Annotated in this window: 24 protein-coding genes; 12 read left to right on the top strand and 12 right to left on the bottom strand. The window is 57.5% G+C overall.

The features are described 5' to 3' along the window. Positions 1-7: 7 nt before the first annotated feature. The 9 genes from U7114_RS06345 to U7114_RS06385 all read left to right on the top strand — a co-directional run bounded on the left by U7114_RS06345 (position 8) and on the right by U7114_RS06385 (position 9878). The gene (locus tag U7114_RS06345) at positions 8-616 is read left to right on the top strand and encodes a sugar transferase (protein ID WP_323057005.1); all 609 of its coding nucleotides are present in this window, start codon (positions 8-10) and stop codon (positions 614-616) included. Continuing rightward, complete coding sequence (locus U7114_RS06350; protein WP_323056824.1) at positions 613-1845, top strand: glycosyltransferase family 4 protein; 1233 nt, start codon at positions 613-615, stop codon at positions 1843-1845. The genes U7114_RS06345 and U7114_RS06350 overlap by 4 nt, the downstream gene beginning before the upstream one ends. Next, entirely contained in the window at positions 1842-2894 is a 1053-nt protein-coding gene (locus U7114_RS06355) for an SDR family NAD(P)-dependent oxidoreductase (RefSeq protein WP_323056825.1), read from the top strand. Before U7114_RS06350 ends, U7114_RS06355 begins: the two co-directional genes overlap by 4 nt. 209 nt (positions 2895-3103) lie before the next feature. Further along, on the top strand, positions 3104-3982 hold the full coding sequence (locus U7114_RS06360; protein WP_323056826.1) for a capsular biosynthesis protein: 879 nt from the start codon (positions 3104-3106) through the stop codon (positions 3980-3982). Between the two features lie 5 nt (positions 3983-3987). Next, entirely contained in the window at positions 3988-5121 is a 1134-nt protein-coding gene (gene wecB / locus U7114_RS06365; RefSeq protein ID WP_323056827.1) for a non-hydrolyzing UDP-N-acetylglucosamine 2-epimerase, read from the top strand. A gap of 82 nt (positions 5122-5203) precedes the next feature. Further along, the gene (gene gmd, locus U7114_RS06370) at positions 5204-6214 is read left to right on the top strand and encodes a GDP-mannose 4,6-dehydratase (RefSeq protein ID WP_323056828.1); all 1011 of its coding nucleotides are present in this window, start codon (positions 5204-5206) and stop codon (positions 6212-6214) included. A gap of 466 nt (positions 6215-6680) precedes the next feature. After that, positions 6681-7439, top strand: coding sequence for a glycosyltransferase family 4 protein (locus U7114_RS06375; RefSeq protein ID WP_323056829.1), 759 nt, complete (start codon positions 6681-6683; stop codon positions 7437-7439). 5 nt (positions 7440-7444) lie between these two features. Then, on the top strand, positions 7445-8542 hold the full coding sequence (locus tag U7114_RS06380; RefSeq protein ID WP_323057006.1) for a DegT/DnrJ/EryC1/StrS family aminotransferase: 1098 nt from the start codon (positions 7445-7447) through the stop codon (positions 8540-8542). Positions 8543-8636: 94 nt separating this feature from the next. Continuing rightward, positions 8637-9878 carry a hypothetical protein gene (locus U7114_RS06385; protein ID WP_323056830.1) on the top strand — a complete coding sequence of 414 codons (1242 nt, stop codon included), beginning with the start codon at positions 8637-8639 and terminating at the stop codon, positions 9876-9878. Between the two features lie 477 nt (positions 9879-10355). Here U7114_RS06385 and U7114_RS06390 read toward each other — a convergent pair whose 3' ends face one another. From U7114_RS06390 to U7114_RS06410, 6 genes are all read right to left on the bottom strand, one after another. After that, the gene (locus U7114_RS06390) at positions 10356-10766 is read right to left on the bottom strand and encodes a transposase (RefSeq protein WP_323056831.1); all 411 of its coding nucleotides are present in this window, start codon (positions 10764-10766) and stop codon (positions 10356-10358) included. A 10-nt stretch (positions 10767-10776) separates the two neighbouring features. Beyond that, the gene (locus tag U7114_RS06395; RefSeq protein ID WP_323056832.1) at positions 10777-11184 is read right to left on the bottom strand and encodes a transposase; all 408 of its coding nucleotides are present in this window, start codon (positions 11182-11184) and stop codon (positions 10777-10779) included. A 238-nt stretch (positions 11185-11422) separates the two neighbouring features. Beyond that, positions 11423-11641 (bottom strand): hypothetical protein, encoded by a 219-nt coding sequence (locus U7114_RS06400; protein WP_323056833.1) that lies wholly within the window; start codon positions 11639-11641, stop codon positions 11423-11425. Beyond that, the gene (locus tag U7114_RS19380; RefSeq protein WP_416235547.1) at positions 11592-12116 is read right to left on the bottom strand and encodes a transposase family protein; all 525 of its coding nucleotides are present in this window, start codon (positions 12114-12116) and stop codon (positions 11592-11594) included. Before U7114_RS19380 ends, U7114_RS06400 begins: the two co-directional genes overlap by 50 nt. A 294-nt stretch (positions 12117-12410) precedes the next feature. Further along, positions 12411-13328 carry a glycosyltransferase family 4 protein gene (locus U7114_RS06405; protein ID WP_323056834.1) on the bottom strand — a complete coding sequence of 306 codons (918 nt, stop codon included), beginning with the start codon at positions 13326-13328 and terminating at the stop codon, positions 12411-12413. Between the two features lie 268 nt (positions 13329-13596). Further along, on the bottom strand, positions 13597-14862 hold the full coding sequence (locus U7114_RS06410; protein ID WP_323056835.1) for a nucleotide sugar dehydrogenase: 1266 nt from the start codon (positions 14860-14862) through the stop codon (positions 13597-13599). Between U7114_RS06410 and U7114_RS06415 the strand changes: the two genes are divergently transcribed. Next, positions 14861-15646, top strand: coding sequence for an acetyltransferase (locus U7114_RS06415; RefSeq protein WP_323056836.1), 786 nt, complete (start codon positions 14861-14863; stop codon positions 15644-15646). The genes U7114_RS06410 and U7114_RS06415 overlap by 2 nt on opposite strands. A gap of 177 nt (positions 15647-15823) precedes the next feature. On the opposite strand, the gene U7114_RS06420 is transcribed toward U7114_RS06415, so the two are convergent. Next, the gene (locus U7114_RS06420) at positions 15824-17644 is read right to left on the bottom strand and encodes a hypothetical protein (protein ID WP_323056837.1); all 1821 of its coding nucleotides are present in this window, start codon (positions 17642-17644) and stop codon (positions 15824-15826) included. Positions 17645-17789: 145 nt separating this feature from the next. Continuing rightward, positions 17790-18992: an O-antigen ligase family protein gene (locus U7114_RS06425; RefSeq protein ID WP_323056838.1), complete on the bottom strand. Its 1203-nt coding sequence runs from the start codon at positions 18990-18992 to the stop codon at positions 17790-17792. Positions 18993-20006: 1014 nt separating this feature from the next. Here U7114_RS06425 and U7114_RS06430 point away from each other — a divergent pair. Together U7114_RS06430 and U7114_RS06435 are read left to right on the top strand one after the other, a co-directional pair. Beyond that, positions 20007-21062, top strand: a complete 1056-nt coding sequence (locus U7114_RS06430) for an IS30 family transposase (protein ID WP_323057007.1) — start codon at positions 20007-20009, stop codon at positions 21060-21062. Between the two features lie 105 nt (positions 21063-21167). Continuing rightward, positions 21168-21353, top strand: a complete 186-nt coding sequence (locus U7114_RS06435) for a hypothetical protein (RefSeq protein ID WP_323056839.1) — start codon at positions 21168-21170, stop codon at positions 21351-21353. Here the strand turns inward: U7114_RS06435 and U7114_RS06440 are convergent. From U7114_RS06440 to U7114_RS06455, 4 genes are all read right to left on the bottom strand, one after another. After that, entirely contained in the window at positions 21350-21799 is a 450-nt protein-coding gene (locus U7114_RS06440) for a hypothetical protein (protein WP_323056840.1), read from the bottom strand. The genes U7114_RS06435 and U7114_RS06440 overlap by 4 nt on opposite strands. Beyond that, positions 21796-22302, bottom strand: coding sequence for a hypothetical protein (locus U7114_RS06445; protein WP_323056841.1), 507 nt, complete (start codon positions 22300-22302; stop codon positions 21796-21798). Before U7114_RS06445 ends, U7114_RS06440 begins: the two co-directional genes overlap by 4 nt. A 231-nt stretch (positions 22303-22533) precedes the next feature. Continuing rightward, on the bottom strand, positions 22534-22929 hold the full coding sequence (locus U7114_RS06450; RefSeq protein WP_323056842.1) for a hypothetical protein: 396 nt from the start codon (positions 22927-22929) through the stop codon (positions 22534-22536). Positions 22930-22959: 30 nt separating this feature from the next. Further along, a complete protein-coding gene (locus U7114_RS06455) occupies positions 22960-23568 on the bottom strand; it encodes a peptidase (RefSeq protein WP_323056843.1) in 609 nt (202 codons plus the stop codon). Between the last annotated feature and the right edge of the window lie 216 nt (positions 23569-23784).

A 23784-nucleotide genomic window follows, 5' to 3' on the forward strand; every position in this document is an offset into this window, starting at 1 on the left:
CGACTCCTTGAAGCGAGCAACCGATATAGCCGTCGCGGGCTCTGGGCTTGTTGTCCTCAGCCCTCTTCTCGCTGGAATAGCCGTAGCCGTAGCGGCAAAAATGGGGCGACCAATACTGTTTGTCCAAGAACGGCCTGGGCGTCACGGTCGGATATTTAAGTTGATGAAGTTCCGAACTATGGCCGATCCCGATCCGGGCAAGGACCTCGTGAGTGATGAACAGAGGCTGACGAATTTCGGTCGCTTACTCCGGTCCACGAGCCTGGACGAACTTCCCACCCTAATCAATGTTCTCAAGGGGGATATGAGTCTCGTAGGGCCCCGTCCCCTTCTCATTCGCTATCTGGGTCGTTATTCCCCTGTTCAAGCTCGACGGCACGAAGTTCGCCCTGGCATTACGGGATTGGCGCAGATTCATGGACGCAACGCCCTTAGTTGGGAAGAGAAGTTTACCTTCGACGTCGAATATGTGGATAACCGAAGTCCGTTACTGGACTGCAGGATTCTTTGGCGGACATTAGTTGTTGTATTTCGTAAAGACGGTATTTCTGCTGCACAGCATGTCACTATGCCCGAGTTCAGAGGATTAACAGATGACCCTGAGGTCACGAAGTGAAGCTCGGTTTGATAACTCAATGGTTTGCGCCTGAAGAATTTTTGCTTCCAAACAGCGTATCTGAAGAATCGGTTAAGGCGGGTTTCGACGTTAGGGTGCTGACTGGATTCCCCAGCTATCCGGCGGGGGTGATCTACGACGGATATCATCAGGCCGTCGGTTTTCGTGAGGTCATAATGGGCGCCGACGTCTATCGTGTAAAGTCGTTTCTTAGCCATGATGCGAATGCATTGAAGCGAATTCTGACATTTGGTTCCTTTGCACTTTCAAGCACGCTACGAGCCGACGTAATGGCTGATGTTGACGTGATCTACGTTTATGCCACGCCTATGACGGCTGCGATAGCAGGTTGGTGGCTCTCGAAACGCTACGGCATTCCTTATGTCCTCCACATCCAAGATCTTTGGCCCGAGTCGGTAACTAGTTCTGGGATGTTGACTAAGGGTGTAGTGACATCTGTGGCGGGTTCGGTGATTTCAGCCCTCCTCAAACCCCTATACTCTTCGGCGGCCCATATAATAGTTATTTCTCCGAGCATGAAAAGTGCATTAGTTAGCCGCGGCGTTCAAGCATCGAAGATCACCACCGTCTTTAATTGGGAGCTTCATTCTATTGAAGGCCCGTCTAGGGGACGTCGGTCGATGGGGAAGTCCGGTATTCGATTTGTTTACGCCGGGAACCTCGGTGTAATGCAGGATGTGGAAACTATTCTGCGCGCTGCGGAGCTTTTAGTCGACAAGCCGGAGATCGAATTTCACATTTACGGCTCCGGCGTCCAGGAATCGTCCTTGCATCTACTGGCTGCAAATGCAGGACTCTCAAACGTCACCTTCCATGGACGAGTGACTAAGAGAGAGATGTCTGACGTCTATGCAACCGCTGACTTCCTTCTCGTGACGTTGAAGGACGACCCCCTGTTCCGAATGACCATTCCATCCAAATTCCAAGCGGCCATGGCACACGGTATTCCGGTAGTCAGCACTGTCCAGGGCGACCTCGAAAGAATCTGTACAGACGCGGGTGTTGGCTGGACAGCCGCACCTGAAGATCCTAGTTCCCTTGCCGAAGCTTTGATGAAGGCAGCAGCCTCTGCTCCATCCCATCGGAGCGCAATGACCGAAAGGTGTCGCGCGCTATATAAAGACAAATTTTCGCTAGATAAAGGCGTTGCAGCGGTCCGAAGTATTTTGACAGACGTAACGGTTACAAAGGGGAAGGGTATCTGTTGAGTGCAGCATATGCAGGCAAGAAGATAGTTATCACGGGTGGGACTGGTTCGTTCGGCCACACCGTCGCCAGGAAATTGTTGTCGACCGGCGTGGAGCAGGTGCGCATCCTTAGCAGGGACGAAGCCAAGCAAGATGCCATGAGACATGAACTTCCGAACCCTCGTCTCAAGTTCTACGTTGGGGATGTTCGCGACTTCGACAGCGTAGACCGTGCGATGAAGAATGTCGATTACGTCTTTCACGCGGCTGCGCTGAAGCAAGTACCTTCCTGCGAGTTCTTTCCGATGGAAGCTGTCCGAACAAACATAATTGGCAGCGAAAATGTGATCCGTGCTGCCGAGAAGAACTCAGTACAATCCGTAGTTTGCTTAAGCACTGATAAGGCTGTTTATCCTGTAAATGCTATGGGCATGAGTAAGGCGATGATGGAGAAAATCGCTCAATCTCATGGATTAAACAATCCTCAAGCGGACACTATTGTTTCATGCGTTCGCTATGGCAATGTTATGTATTCGCGTGGATCAGTTATTCCCCTGTTTATACGGCAGTTGAAGTCCGGCGGGCCGCTTACGATAACGAATCCCGCGATGACCCGTTTTTTGATGTCTCTGGCTGATTCTGTAAGCTTGGTGGAGTTTGCCTTTGAGCACGCACGCCAAGGTGACCTATTCGTGAAGAAGGCTGCGGCATCAACCATTGCCGATCTGGCGCAGGCGGTTGCTAACTTATTCGAGTCGAATTCCGAGGTCCAAGTTATCGGGACTAGACATGCTGAGAAACTGTCAGAGGCTCTAGCGACCCGTGAGGAGCTCACTCGAGCGCAGGATATGGGTGACTACTTCAAAGTACCTGCTGACAATCGCGATCTCAATTACAGTGTGTATTTTGATTCCGGCGACGTAAATCAAGCTAACTTTGGGGACTACGACTCCCATACTGTTGAACAGATGAGTATTCCGGAAATCGAGGATCTCCTACTTACGTTGCCCGAAATCCGCAGTGAACTTGCCTCCGCTGGCAAGACAAAACGGCTAAGTGAGGCGCGTTGAAGGTCAGTCTCACTGGAAGCGGAGGCTTCTTAGGATTCCATGTGCGGGCACTTGTTCACAGCTTGGGAGGCGACGTAGCGACGGTTAGCCTTGGAAATTCCTTTAGGAGCGATCAGGCGGTTGCGGCCACATCAGGCCAAGAAAGATTCATCCATCTAGCAGGAGTCAACCGCGGATCCGACTTGGACGTCCAATCGGGCAACATAACTATGGCTCAACAAGCGGCGGCCACGTTAAGGTGGGCTTCGGCGCCGCCAGCCCACGTGGTTTTTGCCAATTCATCCCAGGCGGGGAATGGTTCGGTTTACGGAACTGCCAAAGCTGAGGCCAGCGGAATACTTCGAAATGCCGCTGAGGAAGTGGGTGCTACTTTTACTGACATTACCCTACCCAACCTTTTTGGTGAGCATGGGAAGCCCTTTTATAACTCTGTCGTGGCAACTTTTTGCCATCTTCTGCAAAGCCGCGGAAGGCCTGAGATAAAAGAGGACCGGGAACTCAACCTTCTCCACGCGCAGGCCGCGGCCGACCTATTACTGGGCAGGCTTCCCCTTGACCAATTAAATGGACATACGACCAGGATCTCTGTTTCGGAGTTGTTGGCCCGTCTGCAGGAACTCTCGGTGATCTATGGTTCCGGCGACGTGCCCCCTCTCGCCACTGATTTCGAATTAGATCTTTTCAATACATATCGCTCTTTCCGAATCGGCGATGAGCTTCCATTCACGTTGCAGCGGCGTGCCGATGCGCGTGGAAGTTTCTTCGAAGTTTGCAAGTCACACGGCGGGAGCGGTCAAACTTCTTTTTCCACTACTGCCCCAGGCGTCACTCGTGGTGACCATTATCACCGTCGCAAGGTAGAACGATTCGTTGTTCTATCTGGCGAGGCGGAAATTGCCATGCGCCGGCTATTTTCCAATCAGGTTCTTCGCTTTAAGGTTTCTGGTGATTCTCCTGTGGCTATTGACATGCCCACCTTCTGGACTCACAACATCCTAAATACGGGCGATAGAGAGCTTTACACCCTGTTTTGGACAAACGACATTTTTGACGCGTCAAATCCGGATACGACGGCGGAGAAGGTTTAGGGCCAATGACAACCAAGCTCAAGATTGCCACAGTTGTGGGCACGCGGCCAGAAATTATTCGGTTGGCGGCGACCATCAAACGCCTCGACAAGTATACCGAACACGTTGTGATTCACACGGGACAGAACTACGACTACGAGCTTAATGAGATCTTTTTCGAGGACTTGGGGTTACGCAAACCTGACTACTTCCTCGCTGCAGACGTTTCATCGCTGGGGGCCGTATTGGGGTCCATCCTGACTAAGGTGGAAGCAGTACTGCTAGAAACACGGCCGGATGCCATGGTGGTACTGGGCGACACTAACAGCTGCATTTCTGCCGTTATGGCACGCCGCCTCAAGATTCCTGTCTTTCATATGGAAGCTGGCAACAGGTGCTTCGATGAGAACGTTCCTGAGGAAGTGAACCGCCGCTTGGTCGACCACGTTGCGGACTACAACTTGGTCTACACCGAGCATGCTCGGCGGAACCTCCTAGCTGAAGGCATTCACCCTTCGAGGATTCTACTTACAGGTTCGCCGATGCGCGAGGTCTTGGCCGGAAACGCTGAGGCCATCAGCTCTAGTAACATTTTGGCGCGGCAAGGACTCTTAAATAAGCAATACATAATGGTGAGTCTTCACCGCGAGGAGAACGTTGATTGCCCCGAGCGTTTACGCACTGTTTTCGAAGCCTTAAACGCAGTGGGTGCGAGGTATCAGATGCCGGTCTTGCTTTCCACGCATCCCAGAACGAGAAAGAGACTGGAACAACAGCCCATTGAAGTACAGGGTGGAGTCATGATGCATGCGCCTTTTGGCTTCAACGACTATGTGAAGCTACAGCGTGAAGCCTTGATTGTGCTGTCCGACAGCGGCACCATCAGCGAAGAATCTTCCCTGTTGGGTTTTTCTGCGGTGACCTTGCGGGACTTCATCGAGCGACCCGAATCGATTGATACTGGCGGCATCATTACCGCGGGTCTGAACAAGGACAGCATCCTTGATGCCGTGGCCATCACACTGCAGCAGAATGCTGAGGAGGGTTTTGTCTCCGCCCCGGCGGATTATGTTATTTCAGATACGTCTCGGAGGGTTGTCAACTTCATACGCTCCACTGTGCACAGCCACAGGCAGAGAACGGGCCTCCGGCAGGTTTGAGATCCCAAGATTCCAAAGGCCGCTTTCACTTAGTTGTTCAGCTTTAAATTAAATGTATCCAACAAGACGCTAGGAAGAAGTTGTGAAGAAAGCACTGGTTACAGGAACTACTGGCCAAGACGGAAGCTACCTGATTGAGCTGCTCCTGGCCAAGGGCTACGAAGTTCATGGAACGAAGCGCCGGTCGTCTTCGTTCAACACTTCGCGCCTGGAAAATCTAAGTAGAGAACGTGGATCTAAACCAGATAATCTCTTCCTCCACTATGCTGACCTTGCCGATGCTGGGTCATTGACCAACCTTGTCCGGGATGTGCAACCGGACGAAATATACAACCTCGGTGCTCAGAGCCACGTAGCCGTATCATTCGAGGTCCCTGAGTACACGGCTGACGTGACCGGCGTGGCAACGATCCGCCTGTTGGAAGCGATCCGGGCAAGCGGATTGGGAACGCGTTTCTATCAGGCTTCTTCGTCGGAGATGTTTGGTTCTACCCCCCCACCGCAGAATGAAGAGACGCCATTCCATCCCCGTAGCCCTTACGGGGCAGCAAAAGTTTACAGCTACTGGGCAGCGGTAAACTACCGTGAAGCTTATGGCATTCATGCATCAAACGGGATTCTGTTTAATCATGAGAGTCACCGCCGTGGCGAAACCTTTGTCACACGGAAAATTACCAGGGCCGTTGCACGCATCGTGGAGGGCCTACAGACCGAGTTAGTCCTGGGTAACTTGGACGCCGTTCGCGACTGGGGGTATGCCCCTGAATATGTTGAAGCGATGTGGCTCATGCTGCAGCACGAGACAGCCGATGATTACGTGATTGCAACAGGTGAAGCGCACTCAGTGCGCGAATTTGTTGAAGCCGCGTTTGCGCGGGTCAATCTCGATTGGGAGAAATATGTGCGAACTGATGCTCGATATGAGCGTCCAAGCGAGGTAGATGCACTCATCGGAGACGCGTCCAAGGCCGCGCGCGTCCTGGGTTGGAAACCCAAGACAACCTTTACAGAACTTGTGAACCTTATGGTTGACGAAGATTTGCAAAGTGTTCGCGATGAAAGGTCAGGAAAGCTTGTCCGCATCGATATCTAAGTCAGATGGAAAGGTCAGCCCTGACGATCAGTCCGCGGAGAGTCTATGCTTGGACGTGGATCTAACGGGTATCGCGCCGGCAAGCGGCGGCGGCGTTGAAAGCGTAGCGATTGGCGTCGTTCAAGGTCTTCTCGAGTTGGGGTTGAGTCCTCGATGCCTAGTGTCCGAAGGCACAGTCGGGAGTTGGGTGAAACAATTTCCCGAGACCGGCCCGGAATTCTTAGAAGTTGCCTCGATACTGCGTGCTGGAAGCCACTGGCAGAAGGCTATACGAAGAGTGCTTCCGTCACGTTGGAAATCCGCAGGCGTGGTCGGACTAGTTCGCCAGCTAAGAGCGCGTTCTATCGCACGCGTCACGCGATCAGGCGCCACCTGGTTTCCATTTCACCGTGCTAGCGCGCGTGCTGACAGCGCAGTCGTCACAGTACATGACCTGCGCGTGTTCGAGAGTGGCTTGGAATCGAAGATGGACCAGACGATCATTAGGCAAAATATATCGAGTGCCAAGGCCGTTGTTTGTAGTTGGGCCCATCCATACGAACACCTGATCAGGTTGTTCCCCGATGCCCAAGAAAAGGTCTTCAAGATTGCCCTGCCCGTCCTCAACCCTGGTCCCGCAGTGATGCCGCATGAGCTATCTCCAGGAGCTATTCGGCTCTTCCTCCCTGCCTCGGTCACGCCCCACAAGAATCACGAACTTGTCCTGAGAGCAATGGCAGAGCGTGAATGCCTCCATCTGACGTGTACAGGGATCGAAGTGGAACCATTCGCTAGTGAGCTAAAAAAGCTTGGAAAGGACCTTGGAGTTGCCGAGCGCGTAAGTTGGCTTGGTTATGTGGACACCGCGAGTCTTGAGGCCGAATACCAGAAGGCGGACATTCTTGTTATGCCCAGCCGCTGGGAGGCGGCAAGTGGCCCAGTTTTCGAGGCAATAGTTCGTGAACTTCCGTTTGTCGCAAGCTCCATATCGCCTATTAGGTCACAACTGGTCGACCTCGGGCTCCGGGCTCCCACTTTTGACTGCGACAGCGTCTCGGAGTTCCTTGCAGCTCTAGACGAAGTCATTGCAAATTACTCTAAGTATCGGGAAGAGCTAGCTGGACCTGCTTCTGCGCTTCGGGCTCGCACCTGGAGAAACACCGCTGAGGAGTATCGTCAGGTTTTTAACTGGGTGAGCGGGTATGGAGACAAGCCCGAGTATTTACAGAAAAAGGTTTCCAAGTGATCCCTATGTCCCGGCCAAGTATCAGTGAGTTAGAGCGCAAATATTTGCTCGATGCCTTCGACAGCGGATGGATATCTTCTCTGGGCGATTATGTCGTTCGTGCGGAGGATAAGCTCAAAACAATTGGCGGCGTCACACACGCGGCCGTGGTGAGCAACGGAACGACTGCCCTCCATCTTGCCCTTCTCGCGCTCGACATCGGACCGGGGGACGAGGTCATTATTCCATCGAGTACGTACGTTGCCACGCTGAACGCGGTTCTTTATGTCGGTGCGCTGCCTGTGATCGTCGATGTAGACCCTGTAACCTGGTGCATATCTCCGGACGCCGTTCACGAGGCATTGACCACTAAAACCCGGGCAGTGATCGCCGTTGACTTATACGGTCATCCGGCCGACTACGGTTCTTTGAGGGAGATCTGTGGGCCGGCAGGCGTCGTTCTCGTAGCAGACGCGGCGGAATCTATCGGAGGGAGCCTCCAAGGCGTGCCGGTGGGAGCCTTAGCAGATGTATCCACCTTTTCTTTTTTCGGTAACAAAGTTGTGACGAGCGGAGAAGGCGGAGCTGTCGTTACACAAGACGCTGAGGTTGACCGCCGTATCCGAAAACTACGAAATCAGGGAAACCATGAAGACCGTCGGTACTTCCACGACATCCTTGGGTACAACTACCGAATGACGAATCTAGCAGCGGCCATTCTATGCGCCCAGTTAGAGCGGCTGCCTGAACTTTTGAGTTCACGGCAAGGTGTTGTGGAACAGTATGACCGACTGTTCGAGCTCAATCCCACACTGGTACCCCAGGGAAGGGCATCCGGCGCGGCTGCAAGTCCGTGGATGTACTCGCTAGAGCTCAAGGGCGAACTTGCCGGCAGGCGAGATGACATCATGTCGCAAATGAGGGCTGAAGGCGTGGAAACACGCCCGGTCTTCAACACGGTAGAGTCGATGCCGTATCTGAAAAGTTTCAGATCGTCTCCGACTCCTGTCGCCGGTACTTTGGCAAAATCGGGAGTAAGTCTTCCAACTTTTCCCGGCATGACGCCTAGCGAAGTGGAACACGTTGTGACAAGTCTGTTTAGAGCTTGCGGCCTGACCAAATGAGATCTGCCGGAGGCAGGCCAGTTCCGAGTACGCGAAGATCTTCACGACACTGCCAGCTGATGGCTTGTTTGAGCATGCCGCTAGTTACCATCGAATGAGAAGCCTGAAAGGAAGCCGACGCGCTTTTGCAGCGGTTTTTGTCGACGGGCTTTTCGCTGTCTCGAGTTTGATTCTTTCTGTTTCAATTGCTAGGTCAAGCACGGTCAGTGAATTCGGATCGTTCGGCTTTGCCATGACGGTATACCTTTTGACCAACGGGGTTGTCCGCGCAATGGTCACTGAAACAACTCTTTCGTCCATGCCGAGTCGTGCTGCCCTTCAACACGGATTTCGACGGGCAATATGGATTTCTGTGGCCGCTTCATGCATGGTTTTGGGGGCGGGTGCTGTCTTCTCGATGCCCTTTATGGTAGTTCTGGGATTCTGCCTGCCGGGGATTGCGGCGCTCGACTTCATACGACTTACAAATGCACTTATGCACAATCCTCGAATTGCGGTAGTTCTGGGTTTGGCTTGGGCCAGCGCGGTTCTCGCTCTAGGGCTAACGGTCCTGATTATTCCTGTTACGGCCATTTCTGCTTTCTCATTTTGGGCCGCAACTGGTGCCCTAATGGGAATCGTGGCGGCGGTTCACGCTAGATTTTCCTGGAGTCCGGCGTGGCGATCCCACAGGCAGGCAACTCGGAACGCGATTTGGTTCGGGGCTGACTATATGGCGGGCAGTGGTGGAGCGTTGCTAACTACCACTCTTCTTGGTGGCATCTTTGGACCCACAATACTGGCTGCTTTGAGAGGAGCTGGTACCATTCTCGGACCTGCGAATCTGCTCTCAACTACAACTCGTTCTTTGAGTCTGCCCTATCTGACCAGGGCACGTCTGGTGGGACCAAGGCATGAGTTCCATAGCGGTGTCTTTGCAGCGGCTGCCACAATGGCATGCGTTGCGCCGTTGTTAGTGGTAGTGGTTTTTATTCCGCCGCAAATAGGAACAGCGCTGCTAGGCCAGACTTGGATTGTGGCGGCCCAGGTTTTGCTTCCTCTTTCCTTGGAGTCTCTATTGGCACTGGGCGGCAGCGTGGCAGCAGCGGGACATAGATCGAGGCAGGCAGGGGCGCGTTCCTTCTTTCTGCGCTTGTCCACGGCAGTTGCAAGGCCAATAGTTGTTATTTACTTTGCAGCTTCCTATGGGCTTCAAGGTGCTGCATGGTCGATGGCTGGACTGTCTCTGGTGAATTTCGTGATCTGGTGGGGGAGCTATTACATCGTGTGCCGTACTGCGTCGAGATCAAGTGCCGCATCCAATAACGGCAGCTTTGGTTCGAAACTACGCCTCTGAATGGGTGAGATTTCTCGAGCAACCGGACCATCATTGTGGCCACTTGTTACCGAAAACCGACGGCCTGCAAATCGCGTCCTTTCCGTGTTCTGGCGTGTTTAGACGGTTCAGGCTTCTTCTCGATTTACTGGTTCAACGACTGGAGCTTGACCGTTCGATGACGTAGCATCCTTGACGAGTTCGACTATTTGCTGCCCGAGTCGAGCATTTGCCGGCGGTGTCGGATCTTAGTGTGATTTACTGCCCAGGGGCGATCGTGATTTTTCTTGTATCCACTCTCGGGCCCAAAAACTCCAACAAACACCGGTCTTTTATCTAGGGACAGCCGCCGCGAAATGCGGACGTCCCAGTTTATCCCCTGTGTTATCAGATACCTGCTCTAGTCACCCTCGTTTGTGGGCGGACGACCAGCAAGTTGTACAAGGTCGTTAAGTGGCTCTTCACGGTTCGTGGGGAATTTGATCCCTGGAGTGAGCGTCATGCCGCCGTCCGGACGGCACTTCTCGAGAGAATAACCGACTTGTAGTTGGCGGCGTTGCGGTATCCCCGAGCCGTTCGCTTGATGTTCTTTATTGCCGTGTTGTTAGCTTCGGCCTTCCCAGTCGTGGCGCCGGTAATGATCAGCACTTCGATTTCTTTCCACCACCTGCACACGGTGCGGTAGAGCCTGTTCGTCTCCTGCCGTGCGGCTGCCTTGACCAGTTCCTCAAGTACGTTCTTGGCCGCCGCCGCGTCTTCGAGCGAGCCGGTCCGGAGCAGTGCCCGGAGTTGTTCCTTGACTTTCCAGGCGGCCTGGAGGGTTCCGGTCGGGTCATCGACGGCGAAGACCTCTTCCAGCCGCCGGGAGGCCCGGCAGGGGAGGGTGTCGCCGCCGCGCAGGAGCAGCATGCGGTGGGGCCTAGGCCTTATCGGTGGCCCGGCCGCGGCGGCCCTTGACCTGTTGGGAGAGGTTCTGCCGGGTCTCGGTCATGGCCTGGTTGGCAAGTGAAATCAGGTGGAAATGATTGACGGCGACGGCGGTGCGGGGAAGCCACATCCGCAGCGCTTTGCGGAACGCCGCGGAGGGGTCGATGGCGACGACCTGCACGGCCAAGCGCCACTCCAGGGGCCGGGCGAACAGCCAGTCTCCGACGCCCTTGTGGTCCCGCCCGTCGACACCAAGGACCTGTCCGGTGTCCAGGTCAACGATGGTTGTCATCCACGGCTCGAACCGGGTCCACGCCTTCGTTCCCGGGTCCTGGAAATAGCGCATGGACCGGAATCGGTGTTCATCGATGCCCAGCATCCGAGGGCTGAGCTTATCCACGTCAGGCAGTTTCAGTAAGCAGGCCTCGGTCACCGCGGCGCGGACCATCCACCAAGACACGGCGAAGCCGGCAGCGGTTTCAGACCGCCCGTCCGGAGCGGATGACCGCGTCTGCAAGCTGGTCCCGAAGCCGGCCCGTCGAGCGGGCGCGGCGCGGGACTTGGGGCGTGGATTCAAAGAACGACAGCCGGTCGCACCTTGGCTCTTCGCAGTACCAGCGGTACTTGGACCAAAGCACTTACACCGTGCCAGCGACCGGAATATCGCGGAGCCGCTGGAGACGGCGTTCCTTTCGCCGGGAGGCGATGACACCACAGCTCGGGCACCCCGGCGGGTGGTCGGTTTCGATAATGACCCGCCGCTGGCCGGCAGCGATGGCAGTGGAAATGACGCCGTAGTCCGGAAGGTTAAAAAGGATGGTGGCAGCATCGGCTGCGACCCCGGTAGGCTCGATCACGGCTCGTGGTCCTGTTCCAGGTTGAATGCTTAGACACACTCATCCCAGCAGGGCCACGGGCCCTCTTGTCTTCAACGACACGAACACAATTCCCCATCAACCACGAAGAGCCTGCAAGGGCGTCGACATCGGGCAGCGTCAGCGCCGCGGAATCCAGAGCCCGCTGGACCAGCCACCACGAGAGACCGAACGAAAGCGCGGCCTCGGCGGCGGCGGCCCTTCCGGAACCGATCACGGCGGCCACCAAGGCGTCGCGGAGCCGGCGGGTGGACCGTGCCCGGCGCGGGACCTGGGTTGTTTCCTGGGTGAATGTCTGGCGCGGGCACAGGTACTCATCGCAGAAGAATCTCCGCTTGGCCCAGACCACTTCGGCCTGCCTGGCGACAGGGATGTCGCGCAGACGTTGTGGGCGGCGGGAATGAACGCGGGTGCTGATCACGCCGCAGGAAGACCAGCCTGCCTCGGCGGTGGCCACGACGCGGATCCGTCGCTGTCCGAAGGCAAGGACCTCGGTGCCGGTGACGCGGTAGTCGGGCAGGTTGAAAATGGAGGTGGCAGCATCGGGCGCGGGGAAGTAGGCTCGATCAAGGCTCGTAGCTCCTGACTCTTGATGAATGCGTAGAGAACATCCATCACAGCAGGGCTACGAGCCCTTCAGCTTTCAAGACACGGAACCTGTTTCACCACGAACCACGGAGAGCCCGTTAAGTTTCAAGGTCGTTGACGCACGAGCAACCGTCCACGGAAGCGGGGGCCACGTGGAGTGATTTTAAAATTTCGCATTCTGGAGCTCCAGAACCATTTCGAAGATATGACGATCAGGGGAACGTTGTCGCCAATCATCAAACGCTTGACCGGCTCGCACTCGTGCAGTCACCCGTTCCGATGGCGTCATGGCCGCGTAGGACTCGACTGCCTGGGTCCATTCTTGGGAGGAATCGGTTCGGACCACCAGTCCCCCTCCGGACTCCAGAACTGAAGTCCAAGGGGTGACGTCCGCGCAGACGACAGGGCACGAGACGGATAGCGCTTCCGCGATCACATGACCAAAGTTTTCGCCTTTCGTGGGGAAAAGCATCACATCGTACTGGGCAAGTCTTTGTCGAACGTTAAGATTTTCAATTGCTCCGTGAAATGTCACGGTGATGTGATTTGGTAATCTTTCAGCTGCATGACGGCACTTTGCGGCATACTCACTATCTTCTTCCGGGCCGTATATATTGAACTCGAACGGGGTCGCAACGCTTGCAAATGATTGGATTAAGTCGAGCAGTCCCTTTACGACGCTGATCCGCCCAATAAAGACCGCCCGAAGCCTCCCGTCACGTGAACTTTGTATCGGCGCTGGAAGTGACTGCACGGGAAGGGCCGTGTCATTTTCTCTAACCAAGACCGTCGCTTCTGTCCCGAGTGCACGGTAAATATCGTTGGCCTCGCGAACGCTAGATGCATGCCATATTACGCGCCGATGAAGTCGAAGCCGCCTGTAAACGAAGATGAATATCCTCTTACGAGCTGGTTTTATGCCGAGTGCACCTGGGCCAAACTCCCCACGAGGTGCCACCACCGCTCCGGCTTTTCCGAAAAAGCCCAATGCATGCAAAATCTGCGGTAGAATTGAAAACCGGATGTTGAAGAAGCTGCTTAGATATAGAACGTCCGGGCGTTTTGCCTTGCCAGCTTTCAACGCCCTAGCCAAGGGCGCCAACTTTTTCGTGGAGAAATAAAGAGTGCTGATGCCTTCGTGTGTCGTCCAGACACCGGACGGGACAGGAAGCGGATATTTTTGGCCCAGATCCGTGTCGCTAGTTATTACTGCGCAGTCGAAAGATGCCGGTGCCCCTTGAGCGATAGCTGAAACTGTCCTGATCGGCCCTCCGCCAAGGTATGCGGGGGGGTAAAAGGGCGCAAGGATGAGTACGCGGTGCACAGCAGCGGCCGTCATTTCTGGGGAATTAGAGGGACTCGACGTTTTCGCCGGACAAACGGTTCCTTGTGTCGAGTACGTCGACGCCTGCGCCAGTGACGTTCGAAAGGTCTAGCCGATCATGATCGGTGATGAGGATGGCAAGGTCTATATCCCGGAGTCCCTTTTCGTCAAGTTCGACTTTCTGGACGCCAACAGGCCACCTATGGGGTTCTACGTGAGGGTCCACCGCAACTAAATCGGCCCCAAGCTGTTCTAATAGTTCGATTAGTCTCAGCGAAGGTGACTCGCGAATGTCCCCGGTGTTCTTTTTATATGCGAGACCAATAAGCAGTATTCGTGAGCCTCGGACGGATTTTGACTTCTTGTTAAGATTTGCTATGGCGCGCTGTACAACGTAATCGGGCATATGATCGTTTAGATCGTTGGCCAGTTCTACGAAGCGAAAGTTTTGCCCAAGTTTCCTTTTGACCTGCCAAGATAAATAGCTTGGATCAACGGGGAGGCAGTGACCGCCCACACCAGGGCCCGGAGTGAACTTCATGAAGCCGAAGGGTTTGGTGCTGGCCGCTTCAATTGACTCCCAGACGTTGACGCCGAGCTCGTTTGCGAATATAGCGAGTTCGTTGACTAGTGCGATATTCACATGTCGAAAAGTATTCTCCAACAACTTGGTCAACTCAGCCTCTTTGGGAGTGCTAACGGGAACGGTTGTGTTGACCAGTTGGTCGTAAAAGCCTTGCACATTTTTAAGCGACGCAGGTCCAACTCCCGAAACAACCTTCGGCGTCTCCACAAAACCCCAAACTTTGTTGCCAGGATCAATTCGTTCCGGTGAGTATCCTGCAAAGAAGTCTTCTTCGACCTTCAAGCCGGACGCTTCTTCCAGAATTGGGACAAGCATTTCTTCCGTCGTCCCCGGATAGGTCGTGGACTCAAGGATCACAGTTGCGTCAAGGCGCAAGTGTTTTGCAAGTGATCGAGTCGACTGTTCGATAAAAGAAAGATCCGGGAGGCTCTCTCGGAGTGGCGTCGGAACGGTGATGACAGCGATGTCGAAATCTACGGCCAACCCATAGTCGGTTCCCGCCACAAAGCGCCCGCTCTCAAGGGCGTTCGTAAGCTCTTCGCTTGAGATGTCGTCCACATACGAAACCCCCCGCGTTAGGCTTGCGATTCGATTTACATCTGTGTCTATACCCACTACGGTGAAACCGGCTTCAACTGCTCTCATAGCGACCGGCAGGCCAACGTATCCTTGGCCTATTACCACCACTTTTTGCGTTTTTCTCATGCGAATCTGGCCCACTCCTCGTTTCCAGGTGCGGTTAGCCCCCGGGCTTCATGTTAGCAACGCTCGCCATCTGTTGTGGCATTCTTACCTTGTGCGAGGTTTAGGAAGTTCCCAGTGCAGTACGCCTAATGAAAGTGGCGGTGACGTCGTCATCGTCGGGGCAGGTGGCTTCGGACGTGAGACTATCGAAGCCGTGAGGGCAGAGGCATCGTCGATGAGCCACTCCCGCAGGCTGATCGGGGTGGTCGACTCAGACCCCGGCCGGTTCAACTTGGCAAGACTGGCATCACTGGGCGTTCCATATCTGGGAACAGATCTTGAATGGTTAGGTTCGAATCCCTCCGCGGAGTTTGTAATCGGTATTGGGGATCCGCGGATCAAAGCACGAGTTCATCGGCGATTTATTGCGGCAGGTTTGCATCCGGCTACTGTTGTACATCCGAGTGCAACCGTAGGAAGCAATTGCGTGCTGGCCCCTGGCACTATTATTTGCGCAGGGGTTCAGGTGTCGAGTTTCGTGACATTGGGACTGCATTCGCACCTAAATCCGAATGCAACCGTGGGTCATGATGCTGTAATTGGTGATTATGTATCAGTAAATCCCGGCGCCATCATATCCGGCCGCGTGACATGTCATTCTGAAGTTTTGGTTGGAGCTGGCGCAACCGTCCTTCAAAATTTGACGATAGGCAGTGGTGCCACTATTGGAGCCATGGCTTGTGTTACCCGAGATGTTCCATCGAAGGCGGTTGCGGTAGGAGTGCCTGCTAGATGGCGGGGCTGAGCTAGCGCGTTCTGCGGTATGTTCAAAATTTGGTTGTCCGCTTATCCGGCACGGCGTGCGATCAGCCTTCGCTTTGCGCCACCGATGGGTGGCCTGCCAAATTCCGGAGGCTGCTCAAGGGACCCAATTGCTGTGGGAGCACAACCGGATTTATTGGGGGCGCTATCCCTGGGCGAATCAGAGGTTGCCGTCGCTTGCGACGGCGCCTGAGGTGGTGGCCATGTACTCGTACATTGCGGTGCCGTCGGCGCCGGTCTGGCCAACCGTCGTCGGGCCGGGCTCCGTGGCCCCGGTTGTTCCATCGGTGATGTAGCGGATTACGCGACCATCTGCGAGTCTCACCCACGAACCGAGCCTGGCTGTCGAAGACGCCATCCAGGCGCCGCCTGATAGCGCGCCATTCGCTGTCTGTGTCCAGCCGCGGGCTGCACCGACCGACGGCGCGGCAGCAGCCCAACGCATGCCGCGACGGAAGATGCCCTTGGCTGGCGCCGCTGCGCTGAGCCAATTACTCCCATCGCCCCACGCGTTCGAGTGACTGAGGGGGACTTCCCCGACGGGGATAGCGTTGAAGGCCGCGTCGGTGCCGAGCGAGCGAACCGACGGGATGTTCCAACCCGCAGCCTGACCGGCCAGGGTGCCGTCGCCAAGGTCCACGGGGCGAGCTGGCACGCCCTTCGCCTTGACCAGCACTGAACGGATCGATCCTGCGCCAATGCCTCGGACGAGCACTTCCGGGACTGCCGGGTTGACGCTGCCCACATGCTCGGATTCGGTGATGATCGAGCCGACTTCGCAGGTTTCGTCCACCCATAGTCCGATGGCTGGCGTGTTGTCGCCCGCCGCCTTCTTGACGTCGATGCGTCCGACGTTGACCCGTTTGCAGCGTTCGGTTCCTGAGAATAGGACGGATCGGTCTGCGGCGAGTCCGCGGACCCGGGTTCCGGACACGATGTCTCCGACGAAGTCGCTGACGTTTTGTGCGCTCAGGACTCCCGCGCAGTCGTCGGAGATGAGAGTGCCGAAGGTGATGCCGTCTGCGAACTTGAACAAGTACGCGTGGCCGCCGTAGTTGCGCTCAGTAAGCCACCGTCCCATCTGTCCGCGACCGGATCGTTGTCCGGCTGACGCGGAGCAGTAGATCGCGTGGGTCTGGTTAGCGCCGCCAGAGTCATCGATGTCGTCGTGGCAGTACGCGTTACCCCAATCGAATGCCTCTTGCTTGACGTAGAGGAGCCCGAAGTCATACCCATTTGCGTGCAGGTATCCGATGCGGTTTCCGACGCCCGTCCGGTCGTTCATCCCGATGCCGTCCCATGAGGCGAAGAATATGGGTGTGGGCATCCCTTCGGTGCGGAGATACTCGACGTAGTTCCGGTCTCCGTTACTCCACACGCCGCTGCCAGAGCAGTACGCGGCGGACCCTCGGACTACGCCTCCAGTGAGATGCGTGCCCCGCGTGCCGACGTACTTCACTAGGCCTATGCGGAAGGTGTGGTCGTCGGCGCCGTTGTTGGATCGTAGTGCGAGGAATGCCGGGGTGCCCCAGGTGGCCACGTGGAACTCGCATGACATCGCGTCGATGGTAAGCCCGTTGGACTTCAGGATGAGGCCGCCTGCAGGGATGGTCACGGGGCTCATGGTCGAGGGGAAGTAGACCCGCGACCCGGCTGGTGCAGCGTCGAGAGCTGCCTGCGGGGAGGGGTATCGTGCAGCGTTGATTGTGATCTCATTCACCGAAACAAACGCGCTGGAAAGATCAGGAATCTGAGCCTTTGGGATCTTCGAGTCGCTGCCAAGCGTGGCAACACCTGATGCTACGCCCTTCTCCGCGATGGGCACATAAGTATCGGCAGGCGGGTTCTTATCGCCAGGGGCGGCTTGAGCGGACGACGCGCCAGTTGCCGAAGCCGCATAGGTCCCGCTGATGGCTGCAGCTATGGCTCCGAGCCGGAGGACTCCACGGCGCCTCAGTGCCTTTTCGGCTTCACCGCTCATGACAGCACCGGACTGCAGATGTGGCGGGTTCTATAAGACAACAATGCTTGAGCCTTCCATCGAACTCTTCGTTGTCTCTAAAAGCTATTTCTTTTGCCGATGCGTCAACCACAGTGGCCTGTACTCCACTTATTTGTGATGCACCTCAGATGTTGGCGGGTAGGTACTCAGTCATGGTGCTGGAGCTACGGGGGGCGGCGAGTACTGGCGTTGAGAGCAGCGCTAGGCCCACCCAGCCGGATGCTGTCCCTTCCCAAGGGCTGGTTAGCAGGATGGGGGTGAATGCGATGATGATCGTAATCATTCGGAACCGCTGGGTGGGCGCGTCAAGATCTTGGATCCGGTCATTCACGGCGCTGACCGCGAAGGCCAGGAACAGTGCCAACCCGATGATTCCAAGGGTTACGCCGATTCCGAGGATTGTGTTGTGGGTGGCTAAGTTCTCCGCATTCTGGGCGCGGTCGGCACCCAGTCCGGCGCCTGTCAGGAGCGATTCCTGCCAGACCGCTCGTGCGCTCTCCCACAGGGGGAGGCGCCCGGACAGGCCCGCGATGGACCTGTCCCCGATGTCTATCCGTTCCAGCATAGGATCGACCCATCCAAAGCTGACGCCAACGATCGCGAGCACGCAGAGGCCGGTGATGACTTTCGCGGGCCGTCCGAACCTGGCAATGATCAGCCATACCCCGAGCAGGGCCGTGGATACCTGCACGCCCCTTGTCTGCGTGGACATGCTGCCGATGACCAGTATGACGACGGCAGCAATCGCGAGCAGGCGCATCCGCCGCGATTGGAGCTGGTTGCTTTGCAACGCTAGCAGTAGAAGGACGATTGCCGTGACGGCGGTGTAGGCCACGTAGTTGATGTTGAGCGTTCCGACTTGCGTGATACGACCGAGGCTGTCACGGTAGATTTCGCCATACCCCGCGATTAGCTGGAACGATGTAAGCGCCAGCCCGTAGAGGCAGCCGATAACGTACCCACCCACCGCCAGTGCTTCGTTCTGTCCCCAGCGGCATGCGGCCCGGACCCCGATGAACATGATGGCGAGCGAGCTGTAGATGATCATCTGCGCGACGAACACGTCCGGGTGCTGCGTCCAGACGCTCGAAAGCAGAGCCCACAGCATGAACAGCACCAACGCCCATTCGGTGAGCCCGATCCTGAAGCGGAGGGGCCTGCCAAGGAGGAACGCGGCTACCGCGATAAAGGGGCCGTAGCGGAGAGCTGCGTTCGGTTCCCACGCTGCGAGGAACGCAATCAGTGCTGCGGCCGATCCGGCGATGGGGGGTAGCGGGGAACGCCCTGTGTGGGCTGTCGCAAGGCGTATCGCCGGGGCGCTTATCATGAGGACAGGCTACCAACGTAGAACCGTGATCATGACTTTCTTGGGGGGTTGCGACGGCCCTCTGTCAATGGCCACTACGTTCTGCCCACGGGCGGCCAGTCGATGTGCCCGCTGGTGGCCAGTAAAAATGCCCGGTGCTTGAGTTCTAGCGATCGTTGCAACGCCCCCGAATAATCGGGAGTCGCAACACCCATGGAATCACCATCGAAAAGTAGTCCTTCCTTAAAGAAAAAATCTCCTCTACCGGAAGAACCGGCGTCGACGGCCGGGGCGCCGGGGAAGCGTTCCCAGCAGTCCCACACCCGGGCGCAAAGACAGGATTTCCTTTCCGCCGTTGAGCGGTTGGGAAGTGTTGCCGCCGCCGCCAAGGAACTCGGCATTAACCGGAGCACGTGCCAGAAGTGGGCGAACGCTGCCGGGATCAGGCCGCAGCGCCAGTACAGCCAAGCGGACAAGGACCACTTCTATGCCGTTCTGGACAGGACGGGCACCATCACCGCGGCGGCCCAGGAGCTGGAATTGAACATCAGCACGGCTCATAAATGGGCTGGCAAGATCAATCCTGCCAGGAGAAAACCACGGGTCATAGGAACTGTGAGGGCTGCTCCTGCGCGGCGCCACCCGTCGGCGGTGATTGAGGAGTTCCTGGGCCTGCTGCGTGAAATCGGCAACGTCAGCGCTGCGGCCCGGCAACTGGGCCTGAACCCCTCCACCTGCTTCAACTGGGCCAGGGCCGCCGGTCTGGTCTCAGTCGGTACGCGAGGCCCATCGGCGAAGCAGATGCATTACCTGCGCCTGCGCCAGGAAGGAGCCGGCCGGAGGGATGCTACCCTCGCCGTCGGCGCCAGCAAACCGAGCTCCTACAACTGGGACCGGCAACAGGCTGCAAAGGACACGTCCGCGGCCCAAGGCCAGGCCGGGGATCTGCCGTATAAACAGGAAGTGAGAACTACATTCGCGGAACCTTCGGCCCCTGCAGCGGCACCAGAGCTGACGGCAGCGGCGGTACCGGAGCTGCCAGCCTCAGTGACGGCGCCAGTACCCGCCGCGGTGGCGTTGGAAGCCCTGGAACAGCCCGTCAGCGCCCGCTACCTGTCCCTGCCCGAGCGGGAGAGGATCGCGGACCTGCGCTCCCACGGAACCTCCATGCAGGCGATCGGCAGGGCACTGGGCCGGTCCGTGGGCACCATCAGCCGGGAGATCAAACGCAACAGCCACCCCATCCTCGGCTACCGGCCCTACGGTGCTCACCGTGCCGCCACGGCCGCCCGGGCACGGCCGAAGGACAGTAAGCTGGCAGAACCCGGGGAACTGAACGACTATGTGAAGATCAAGCTCCTCCCCCGCTGGTCCTCGGAACAGATTTCGAAGCTGCTGATCAAGGAATTTCCCGATGATGAGCAGATGCGCGTGAGCACCGAAACGATCTACCAGGCCCTGTACTTCCAGGCCCGCGGCGGGCTCAAACGCGAGGTCAAAGAGGCCCTGCGCAGCGGCCGGACCCGCCGCAAGCAGCACAGGAATCCCGAGGAACGCACCAGTCGTTTCCGGGACCCGATGATCAACATTTCCGAACGTCCCGCCGAGGTCGAAGACCGCGCCGTCCCGGGCCATTGGGAGGGGGATTTAGTGACCGGAGCCTACAACCAGTCGGCGATCGCGACGCTGGTTGAACGCATCACCCGCTATGTGATGTTGGTGCACCTGCCGGTGGACCATACGGCCGAATCGGTCCGCGACGGGCTGATCAAGACCATGTCCACTCTGCGGGCACACCTGCGGGGATCCCTGACTTGGGATCAGGGCGCCGAAATGGCCAAACACAGGGCTTTCAGCATCGCCACCGACATGGACGTCTACTTCTGCGACCCCGCCAGTCCCTGGCAACGGGGATCCAACGAGAACACGAACGGTCTGCTGCGCCAATATTTCCCCAAAGGTACTGACCTGAACGCCTACGGGCCAGAGGACCTCGAGCACGTCGCCCAGGAACTCAACGCACGACCGCGCAAGACACTGGACTGGGACACCCCAGCCGAGCGTCTACGTGATTTACTGATAGCCAGCTAAGCACGGGTGTTGCAACGACTCCTGGAATTCAAGCAGCGGGCATTTTCGTGGCCGCCTATGGGCAGTTTTTCATGGCCGCGAACAGCCCTCGACTTGGGCGCCGAGATGGCTGCCAATCCGCTACTCGCAATCCTCCTGGGTCTGGTTCTAATTTCGGTGGTCGGTAGCTGCATCTTCTACGGGATCGCGTGGTTTCGTAAGCCGAGCTACTTCAAGTCCGAAGCGTTCCAGCGCCGCCGTGACGAACCGGCGACGCTGAAAACACCTCTCGACGTGTGGAACCACCACTAGATCTGCACCACTTCGAACTCTTTGAACCTGTTGAGTCCCCCGGATGCGGAGCAGAACAGGCCGTGCTGGGTGGAGGTCCCATACCTGGTGTCGTCGCCGGCAGCGAGGGTGTGGGAAACGGAGAAGACGTTGTCCACGTACCCGTCGATCTTGGTTCCGTAGTCCTGCACCCTGAGCGAGTACCAGCGGCCCGCCTGGTAGGTCACGGCGGGGCCTGATGCGAGGGTGGTTAGCACGCCCGCCTCCCACTTGGCAATCACGACGCCGGTCAGGGAGAGGTACGCGGCGAGGTAGTCGCTGGAGGCTACGCGGCGCAGCATGAACCCGTCGTAGGGTTCGAGTTTCACCGATGCCCGCGGATCGACGTTCGCCAGGCCCGCGTCCAGGTAGGCGTTGGATCGGGTGGTGCCGGCCGTCTCGTAGGCTTCACCCGTGGCGGTGTTCACTGTCCACGTTCCGATGGGCGCGGTCCATGACTGCCCCGTGAGCACCGGGCCGAAGCTCGTCCTGGACAGCGGCCCGAGGCTGAACCTGTCCAGAACCTTTGTCCGGGATAGGGAGTCAGGTTTGCGGGGAGCCGCAGCGTGGGTGCGGCGGCGGGGTCGATCATGGTCTTAGCGAACGCGTCCGTTGCGTGCAGTGTCACATCCGTCGCGTCATAGTTGACCATGGCGTTAGTGGCTGTTGACCGGACTTCCAGCCCGATCCGGACGTTGGATGCCTTGTACTGTCCGATGCGGTGCCCATCACCGGCCCACAGGCCGAGTCCGCGCCATGATGCCGTGCCGACGTTGCGGATGTTCAGCCGGATGATTTCGGTGTTTGTCCCTGCAATGCTCACATCGTGCGCGGTTGTGCCGGTGGTGGTGTGATTCACTTCCACGTCCAGGTCCCTGATGCGGGTCCGGTTGCCGCTGAGGGTGCGGAAGGGGATGCCGTCCGCGGCCATTTGAATCTTGACAGCGCCGAACGTGACCCATGTGGGTCGCGGGTAGACGTAGGAGCCCTTGACGAGCTGGTAGCTGAGCCGGTCGGTTCCTTGGAATACGAGGCCGAACTCGACGTTGGAGCAGAGGATCGTGCCGATTTCCGTGTCGTGGACGCGGGTGGCTGCGACAGCGCCCGCGGTTTTGTCCCAGTTGGTGACCCGGACGACGGATGAGAAGCCGCGCCCGCGGATCTAGGGGATGCGGAGCCTGTCGGCGCCCGTGTATGCGTTAATGACGGTCCAGCGGGAGGCGGTGATCGACATTTCCCACGCGGCCGTCATGCCGGTGGTGTTGAGAGTTGACGTCGCGCCCTGGGCGTCGACGCCGTCGATGGTCACGTCCGGCACTGTGATGTTGAGCAGGGCCATGCCGTTGGTGCCCTGCCGGATCGGGGCGCCCGTGGCGTCCAGCGTCGTCCCCGCGACGGTGATGTTCAGTTCGCCGTTGACCAGATAGGTGCCGTTCTTAGCCGGGAGCTTCCATGCCCCGCCCAGGTCAAACGCGGCCTGGATAGCTGCCCTGTTGTCCGTCACGTTGTCAGCCACCACACCCGGAACCAGACGGACATAAGTGGCAGAAAGGGGCACTCGCTCATAGTCAAGCAGTCGCAGCTGGTCCTAGCCAGCCATACCCGCACGGCGCTTCGCGGCAACCACGCTGCCCGCGCCGAAAACAAGGGCACCCAGGCCAGCCGCTCCCCAGATGAGAACGCCGGAGCTCAGGCCGGTGTTGGCGAGGGCGGCGCCAACTTTGGCGGCCGGCCCGTCCGCAACAACGACGGCGGCGGCGGCTTCGGAGTGAACAACAACCTGTGAGGTGACCACGTGGCCGGACTGGAGGCCGGTGGCTTCCAGGGTGTACAGGCCGTTCTCATCCAGGTCGAAGGGGTGGGAGAAGTTCCCGGCGGCGTCCGCCGTGGTGGTCGCGCTGGCAACCTTTTCCAGGGGCAGGATCATGCCTGCAGGGGAAGCGGCGGAAGGGCCGCCTGCAGTCCCGGAGGCGGAAGGCACCGCATCTTCCCGGGAAACGTCTATTGCGATGGGTTCGCCTGGGTTGAAGCCGGTTCCGCTGAAGATGAAGGACTCGCCGGGAGCGACAGTACCGTCGCTGACGGTTCCGGTCACCGGCGCGGACGGGTAGTCCGTGTCATGGTTTGCCTGTGCCCCTCCTGCGCCAAGAAATGCGAGTGAGCCGGCGAGGGCCAGGGCGGAAACGGTCTTCTTCATGTCTGATTCCCCAAAATCATGTGTGTATTGAATTTGCAGCCGCAGTGGTTCCGGGTGCCCGGCGCACTGTCTGAATAGATCCCCCAACGCAATTTACGCGTGCGCAGATAACCGCAAAGCTTCGTTGGGATTAGTAACAATCTTAACAGGGCGATGCGAGGGAAACCGCAGGAACAACCCAGTTTTCCGGCAGGCTACCCAAAGGATTCACCGGGA

This window comes from Pseudarthrobacter sp. C1, assembly GCF_034720455.1.
GTDB lineage: Bacteria > Actinomycetota > Actinomycetes > Actinomycetales > Micrococcaceae > Arthrobacter.